This is a genomic window from Leptolyngbya sp. Heron Island J (assembly GCF_000482245.1).
Classification (GTDB): domain Bacteria; phylum Cyanobacteriota; class Cyanobacteriia; order Phormidesmidales; family Phormidesmidaceae; genus Leptothoe.
In genome coordinates, this window is sequence record NZ_AWNH01000110.1 from 25,311 (window position 1) to 33,688 (window position 8,378).

Here is an 8,378-nt window from a genome sequence, read left to right on the forward strand (position 1 = left end):
CGCTACTCCTATATTTCGCCCGTCAGGGACTGTAAAAACTGCATAATCAGATCCACATCCTCCTGGGGAATGTTCACACCCAATTGATACTGACCCATGAGTTTAATGGCCTCATCTAAGGTTTTAGGATTGCCATCATGGAAATAGGGGGACGTGAGGGTAATATTTCGCAGTGTGGGCACCTTAAACACATGTTTGTCCAGTTCATTGTTGGTGACGTTGTAGCGCCCTAGATCTTTTTCAGTAATCGGCGTACCCCGATCTGCAAAATAATCACCAAAAATCCCCAGGGTCTGAAACATATTGCCCCCTACCAGCATGCCCTGGTGACAGCTGACACAGCCATAGGACTTGAAGCGATCGTATCCGGCCTTTGCCTCATCCGAAATCGCATCCTTTTGTCCTCGCAGGTATTGGTCAAAAGGGGCATTGGGGGTATACAAGGAGCGCTGAAAAACCGCCAGGGCATCTCGAATATTTTCCGGTGTGATGCCATCATTATAAGATTCCGCAAATCCTTCGCGATACTCTGATTCTTCACCAACTTTGCGAACCACATCCTGCCAGCTCATGCCCCCCATTTCTCCGACTGAGGTAATCGGTCCTTTGGCCTGTTCTTCCAGACTCTCAGCACTGCCATCCCAATTGAATCGGTGCATAAATCCAGCATTAAACACCGTCGGCGAATTAATCCCGGTATTACCGCCCGCCATGCCAATCGAAAGCGCTTTACGATCGGTTCCCCCCTTATCCAGGGCGTGGCATGTAGCACAGGAGACCGTATTATCGGCTGACAATCGAGGATCGTGAAATAGTAAGTCTCCCAGCTGCACTTTGCCTTGATCCAGCTCTATACTTAGCGGAATTGGCTGAATTGGCTCCGTTGATATAATTGTTTCAGCGGCTACAGCTGACCCTGGTGCTTCTGTTACCGGACGTTGCCAAAATTGAGTCAGGCCCAGAGCTGCCAGTACTGCCAAACAAAACAAAATTGCCAGCGCAACTATCTTCTTAAACCGACTTAATCTTACCCGAGATATGAGTCGAGAAACCATAGAAAAAACGCTCAACCAATAATTGAATAATCTGTTTACAACATCCAAAAATCTGTATGTCTAACAACCTACCCTTTTGTCGGGCTCACACGGTTACCCCCACTGGCGCCTCTTCGGCAACTAAATGCCATGTAGCCAGTGTTTCCATACCTTCAACTGTGATTGAGCCGTGGGTCGATAGATTGTGACGGTCCTTGAGACGCTCATAGATTGGCTGAGTGACCACAATCTGATTGGGCTCTGCCTGTTCAGGAAGCTGGATTGCGACTCTAATAGCATCTCCCCACAGCTTATAGGTAAAGGGCTTAGTGCCGACCACTCCAGCTACAAACGAGCCAGAATGAACTCCTATCTTTAGGCTCAAATTTACCTGGTATTGACTATTGACAGATTGTAGTATCCTCAGCATTTCCTGAGCAACGTTCACGCCCCTTTGCTTATGGTCGAAGTACACATCTGATAGCCCACACACAGCTAAATAAGTTTCATCCGCCATATTTTGAGGTTCCAACCCAAATTGCTGTGATACTCTGTCAAATTCACTCATTAGGGCACTGAATGCCGTAGTGATTTTCTCAGATGAGGAATACTGAGCCAGCCCTAACACGGTTGCTGTCAAAATAGTCGCCTGCTGTACCGTATTCGCAATGGGGTTTTCTCCTTTCTTAAATCGCGTAACAACGGGCTCAGGCAAAATGTTCTTTAGCAGCGTTTCATTTTCCAGTTCTTTGTTCTCTAGCAGCTGATTTTGATGGCTAAACCTTTGAGCCAGCTTCTGAAACAATCTTCCCAGCTGAGCAAATTCATCCGTACCATTTGCCGATACATCAATCGCTGATTCGCCCTCCTGAAGCTGTTCACTCGCTTTGATTAATCGTCGAACCGGACGGGCAAATGCCTGGCCTATCAACCCTGATAAGAAAGCTACAATCAAGGTAATAATAACCGCCATGGTACCCATATAAATTTGCATTGTCGTGATTGGTTCTAAGGCTTCGGCCTCGTCCATTTCCGCTAAAACAGCCCAGCGCAGTCCCTCGAGCCTGAGGGGTGCATAGGCGCTCAATACGGGCTTGCCCTTGTAGTCCTGGATAATTTTTGTATCTGTTTCGCCTGCCATAGCGGCTTGGGTAGCCTCAGTATCTACAGGCTGCAGCAAAACTGATGTGTTGAGGTTATACACCAGATCGACCGTCTGGGAGGACAAACCAATATCTCTCAGCGTTTCTCGATAGGCATCAGCATCGTCAATCAGCTCCCGAGATTGCGATCGCATCAGCGCATCTTCTCCCACCACATAGACCTGGCCAGTCTCTCCCAACCCTTCAGCTTCCCATTCCTGATTACCGATCAGAATGGCATTTAGCCGCTCCGGCGGCATCTGTAATGCCAAAATCCCAACAATATGTGGCCCGTTAAAAATAGGCGTAGCCAAAAATGCCATCGGAGCCGCCATATTGGGCACATAGGGTTTGAAATCTACTATTTGGACAAAACCGCGACCGGGATTGTTGCGAACAGCAGCTACGATGTCAGCTAGGCCACTGAGTCGATAGGGACCACGATCTAAGCTGGTGGCAAAGTCGGGATGTTTGTAGGCAGAATAGACAATTTCACCACTGTTAAAATCGATCAGATAAAAATTACTGTAGCCATACTGGTCAATTAGCTTTTTAAAGGTTGGATGATAGGCAGCATGGTGCTGAGCATAGATGCTCTCATCTGTAGGGCTTGTATTACCTTCCTCACTATCAACGCTGTTGACAAGATAGTGATATTGCAGATACTGACTGGCCTGACTGAGGGGACGATAGTTAGCAACAATTTGCGGACCTTCTACATTTTCGGCCAAGTTGGGTAGGAAGTTACTAGCCTAGTAAGTCTCAATCGTCTCTATCCACTCATTGGAAATCGTTTCATTTTGTAAGCTACGATAGGCACCGTTAAACTCCACCATAGCCGATATCACGGTACGGTCCTCACTCAGAAGATCTAGCCAATCTTGGAAGCCTTTGATATAGGATTCAATCTGGGTGCCCTTCGACGCTCTTACGCTAGTAAGCTGGTCAAATACCTGACGTTGGAATGCCTGACGAAATCGTAGCCAGCTCAGAGTTCCTCCAATGAGCAGCGAGCCGAGACTAGCCCCTACAATCAAAGCCATTAGTTTAGATTTAATACGCAGCCTGTTCAACATCGCTGTGCTTCCCTTTGACGTCCGAATATTTCTGGCTCTATCTCTTTTTGTGAACTCAATTCGTTAGCAGACTGGCATTTGATGACCGTTAGACAGAGCAGTCGTAACTGCTACTTTAGCTACTTGAATTGATTTCTTACGTTCCTCAATAAATTGAAGAATTTCAGCTGCAAATTTTGAATTGGTTCGAATCAGCTCAACAATATCTTCCGCAGGAACTACAACTAGTTCCACATCTCCTTCGGCAACGGTAGCAATCGGGCTGACTTCTCCTGGATAGATGGCCATTTCGCCAAATACATCGCCAATGCCAAACCGATTTGTTGTTTGTACATTGCCTGAACTGTCGGTAAGTTGTGCCATTACCCGACCACTGTAGACAGCATATAACCCACTATCAGACTTACCTTCTTGAGTAATGAGATCGCCTGTGCCGTAAATATGAAACTGTGCGCTGCCAGCCAGTTGTTCAAGCTGGGTATCGCTGATGCTGAATAGGTAGGATAGCGATCGCAGATAGTCAAACATTTCCTGCTGACGATCCACGGGTGCTTGAGGAATCTTGCTAGGAAAACCATCATCAGCGCGGAACTGATATTGCTGCACCATGGGATAGGGAATGGTAAATCCCTCCCGCTGCACCATGTAGTAAAACTTGGACAAAAGTGTTGCCTTAGCCACCCAGGCACCTAATCCTGGAACTGCCAAAAACCAAAGATCGTAAGTAATGCTACAGTCTCCATAGGCACTCACCGCTGGAAAAGCGCTACCTGGCTCGACTTCTTTAACGCCCTCTGGTAGCTGGCTGAGAGCGAGTAACACTTGGTTAGGCGGATCGTCATAGGACAAACCTACCTGAATATAGTCCCAGGCGGCACCCTTGCCAAGATTACTAATACTGGCTCCTGACAAAGTCGCGTTGGGCACACTCCGCTTAGCAAATCCGTTATCAACCGTCACCGACCACCAGCTTTGATCGATCACTCTCGCTCCAGAACCATCAAAGCTAATCCAGTCACCCACTTCAAACGGCTTGGCAACCAGCAGCAACAGACCGGATACTAAATTACTCAGGGTATTTTGCAGCGCTAGCGCAAAGACCAATGAGCCCACACCGACTGCAGTGGTCAAGCTGCTGATATCGACATCCCAGATACCCGTAATCAGATAATAGCCAATCCCGAGTACAACAATGGCTCTGGCTGCCTGAAAGAAGAGATTGGGGATCTGGACCTGGAATTGTCTCTCAGGCTTCTGGTTTGTGAGGGTGGCATTAATCAAAAACACACCCGCCACGATGATCGCGATCCAGGTAATTGTTTCAACTAATCGACTGGGGCCTGCAGTGCTGGCAACTTGAAGTAACTGCCGCATCACCAGCAACAAGGCTAGGGGAGGCAGCACGTAGCGAAGAATCTTACGCAATGCCGAGGCTAACTCAGGCTGCTGTTGCTCCAGACGCTCTGCAATCTCATTTAGGGCTACTCCTAGGAGTGGAAAACCAATGCCTAGAAGTAGCAGCCAGCTTATAAAGTCTTTGGTCATAGTTGAGCGATAATCGCTACTGAAACTTATTAAAATACTAATCGGTAGCAATCATATTTTATTAATTGAAAGATTTAACAGCATTTATATGTTTTTTACAGATGTAGCTTTCCTAAGAAAAAATTGTCTTTTAGTATGCGCTGAGCGACTTTGATACTATCCAAAATAGATAGGTCTCTAAAAAATAGGACAACAGAAGCATACTTATATCACCTAACTCACTTTTTTGATGCCTACTTTATTCAGTATCAGTTTTAACAAAATAATCAACTGACACTCAAGAAAAGCTTTGTTCTAAGTACCTGTTTTCTCAAGCAACTCTTTGTAACAAGCTGCTTTGAATGCTGTGGAAAAATACTCAAAGTCTAACTAACCAATGAGTTGCGAGTTTAAATCTCATAGATGAGCTGCATAGAATTGGTTAAAACAATCTGCCAATGCAGTCGTGTATATACGCTTATTTGGCTAAAAATATGACAACACCTTACTTTTTCTTGTCAAAAACCAGCTTTAATTCTTGTAGGCAGTTTCTTGTTTAGGCGACTGTGAAAACTTTTTAGATTTCTATGAAGTATGTAACTATCTTAGGTGCTGGCCAAATTGGTTCCGTAATTGCCAGCCTTCTACATCAAAGCGATAGCTATACCGTTCAACTAGGTGACATAGATGCTCAATCTCTAAACCGCTTATCCATTTCCAATCTTGTTAACACCTTTGTTATCGATGTAACTGACGAAGTTGAAATTGTAAAAAGGTTAGAGGGACAAGACTGTGTTGTTTCCGCCTGTCCGTACTGGTTGAATTCGGGTATTGCGCGAGCAGCTGCTAAAGCTGGAGTTAGCTACTTTGACTTAACTGAAGACATTACTACGACTAATGCCGTGCGTTCTATTGCTAAAACAGCTCCCGATGGATTACTTTTTGCGCCGCAATGTGGTTTGGCACCGGGCTTCATAGGTATCTTGGCGCATCATCTGTGTAGTTACTTTGAGCAACTTGATGAAGTGAAGTTGAGAGTGGGTGCATTACCCCAGTACCCATCTAACGCGCTAATGTATAACCTTACCTGGTCCACCAGAGGGTTAATTAACGAGTACTGTAATTCATGTGATGCTATCCAAAATGGCCAAAGGGTACAGGGAGTTCCCTTAGAGGAGTTGGAGAATTTCTCGCTAAACGGGATCAGCTATGAAACATTTAATACTTCAGGTGGTCTAGGCACCCTTTGCGAAACTCTTGCAGAAAAGGTTCGGACTCTAAACTACAAGACCATACGCTATCCAGGGCACTGTGACCTTATAAAATTTCTACTCAATGATCTACGTCTAAACAAACGACATGATCTGTTACAGGAAATTTTTGAACACGCTATTCCGATAACTCAACAAGATGTGGTTATTAGTTTTTGTACTATAACTGGCTGGCGAGACGGTCGTTTAGAACAAGTTAGCGATGCTCGGAAAATATATCCACTCACTTTACACGGAGAACCTGTGAGCGCTATTCAAATTTCAACAGCAGCTTCGCTTTGTGCGGTCTTAGACATGTATCTTAGCGGAAAAATTAGCCAAACAGGATTTCTAAAACAAGAGCAAGTTGATCTCAAACATTTTCTCTGTAATCGTTTTGGCCGTTACTATGCTGAAGCTAGTGAAGATATCTCTAACAGTCCTAAAGTTCAGAGCAATTATAAGACAAGTGATATCGACATAAACAAAAAAGTGGCAACTGTTGCATAGAAAAGGGTCGATCTAAAATGTCTACATCCCCTTCAAGTAATTGGCTGCAGTGGATTTGTTCAAGCGTAGATTCTAATGATTTACGCGAGAAATATGATCAATGGGCAACTACCTATGAGGTTGATGTCGCTGATGTCTGGAAAGCTGTTCCATCAAGTGCGGCATCAATGCTCGCGAAATATGTGAGCAACAAACAAGCCAGCGTTCTGGATGTTGGGGTCGGTACAGGGTTTGTTGGTATGGCATTAGCTACGTTGGGATTTGAAAATCTTATTGGTCTTGATATTTCACCTGGAATGTTGGCACAAGCCGCTAAGAAACAGATCTATCATTCTCTACTGTGCTGTTCGATTGGAGATGAAACGTTTGCAACTTTAAAGAAAGCTACAGGTGTTGTTGCTACCGGGGTATTTGCAGAAACCCATGCTGGACCTGCTGAATTAGACGCGCTTCAGACAAAAATCAAGCCTGGCGGTGTACTAGTTTTGACTACCCGTCAGAGCTTTTTACCCAAGCTGCAGAGAGTGCTTGATCAGCCTGGGTGGGTTCTTCTAGAGCAAAAAACAATGCCGATTTATGATGATCCAATGCATCTCCTGGCATATCAAATTTCCTGCTGATAATGAGAGATCTTATTGCTGGCTAGTGCAGTCTCAGGTCATCTCTTTTCCAATAATCCAAGAACCTGGATAATGGTTTGAAGCCACCGAGTCTTGATGGTTATCCAATGCCCAAGTCCCTCAAAGTTCGTCCTCTGAGCCCAGATGAGAAAACCGCCTTGGAAGCGGGTCGTCAGTCTTCCGAAGGGTTTACCGTGCGTCGCAGCCAAATCATATTAGCCAGTGCAGCGGGTCAAACACCCCCTGAGATTGCCAAGTTTGTGGGCGGTACTCGCCAGAATGTATGCCTTGTGATTCATGAATTTGAGGAACGAGGGTTGGCGTGCTTAGTGCCTCGTCCAAGTGGTCCCAAACCCGGCGATGAATTACTGTTCGATGCCACGAAGCGCGAACGATTAAAAACCATTGCTCACACCAGTCCCCGTGAGTATGGGCAAGCACGGTCCATATGGACCCTCAAAAGTCTGGCCCAGGTATGTCACGAGCAAGCCTTAGTAGAGGTCCCGGTGAGTCATGAAACCATTCGCCAAACCCTGTTACTGATGGGAGTGAGTTGGAAACGAGCTAAACAATGGATCACCTCTCCTGACCCGGACTATGCCCGAAAAAAGCGGCAACGGGACCGTCTCATCCTCATGGCGGCTCAACATGACACCTGGGTGGTTGGGTTTCAAGATGAGGTGTGGTGGTCCCGATTGACATACCCCGATATGCACGCTTGGAGCGAGGATGAGCCCCTCAAATTGCATCAAAAGCACTTTGAGAAAACAGACTCTGAGCCCAAAGCGATTGCCTGTTATGGTCTCTGGTGTCCCTGCTTAGCCATCATGGTGATTCGATTTGTCCAATCCCGACCGGTTAGCGATCTGACCTGTCAATATTTAGAGTGGGTCTGTCAATCACTCTATGCCTTAGGTAAACGCGTTTTGGTCCTAATTTGGGATAACGCATCCTGGCATGTTTCAAAAGCCGTGCGTCAATGGGTTCGAGACCATAATCAGCTCATCAAACAGACGGGGGGATTGCGGTTGATTCTCTGTTTGCTTCCCGTGAAGAGCCCCTGGCTCAATGCAATTGAACCTAAATGGGTACATGCCAAACGGGCCATTGTTGAACCCACCAAGGTGCTTACAGCTGATGACATTAGGCAACGTGTTTGTGACTATTTTGAATGTGAGGTACTTCCCTCTTTAGTAAAAAAGACTGCTTGATTCTGCACTAG

At 45.9% G+C, this 8,378-nt stretch carries 7 protein-coding genes; 3 read left to right on the plus strand and 4 right to left on the minus strand.

All coding sequences use genetic code 11. The features are described 5' to 3' along the window. Positions 1-8: 8 nt before the first annotated feature. The 4 genes from N836_RS68695 to N836_RS68705 form a co-directional block, all read right to left on the minus strand. Positions 9-1,055 carry a cytochrome-c peroxidase gene (locus N836_RS68695; RefSeq protein ID WP_023076326.1) on the minus strand — a complete coding sequence of 349 codons (1,047 nt, stop codon included), beginning with the start codon at positions 1,053-1,055 and terminating at the stop codon, positions 9-11. Positions 1,056-1,140: 85 nt separating this feature from the next. Beyond that, entirely contained in the window at positions 1,141-2,907 is a 1,767-nt protein-coding gene (locus N836_RS68700; RefSeq protein WP_023076327.1) for an adenylate/guanylate cyclase domain-containing protein, read from the minus strand. 21 nt (positions 2,908-2,928) lie between these two features. Next, positions 2,929-3,219: a hypothetical protein gene (locus tag N836_RS73950; RefSeq protein ID WP_023076328.1), complete on the minus strand. Its 291-nt coding sequence runs from the start codon at positions 3,217-3,219 to the stop codon at positions 2,929-2,931. 96 nt (positions 3,220-3,315) lie between these two features. Further along, complete coding sequence (locus N836_RS68705; protein WP_023076329.1) at positions 3,316-4,797, minus strand: cyclic nucleotide-binding domain-containing protein; 1,482 nt, start codon at positions 4,795-4,797, stop codon at positions 3,316-3,318. A gap of 566 nt (positions 4,798-5,363) precedes the next feature. Here N836_RS68705 and N836_RS68710 point away from each other — a divergent pair. From N836_RS68710 to N836_RS76155, 3 genes are all read left to right on the plus strand, one after another. Further along, positions 5,364-6,536 (plus strand): saccharopine dehydrogenase family protein, encoded by a 1,173-nt coding sequence (locus N836_RS68710; RefSeq protein ID WP_023076330.1) that lies wholly within the window; start codon positions 5,364-5,366, stop codon positions 6,534-6,536. Between the two features lie 17 nt (positions 6,537-6,553). Then, entirely contained in the window at positions 6,554-7,156 is a 603-nt protein-coding gene (locus N836_RS73955; protein WP_023076331.1) for a class I SAM-dependent DNA methyltransferase, read from the plus strand. 107 nt (positions 7,157-7,263) lie between these two features. Further along, positions 7,264-8,367: an IS630 family transposase gene (locus N836_RS76155; RefSeq protein WP_023070113.1), complete on the plus strand. Its 1,104-nt coding sequence runs from the start codon at positions 7,264-7,266 to the stop codon at positions 8,365-8,367. The last annotated feature ends 11 nt before the right edge of the window (positions 8,368-8,378 follow it).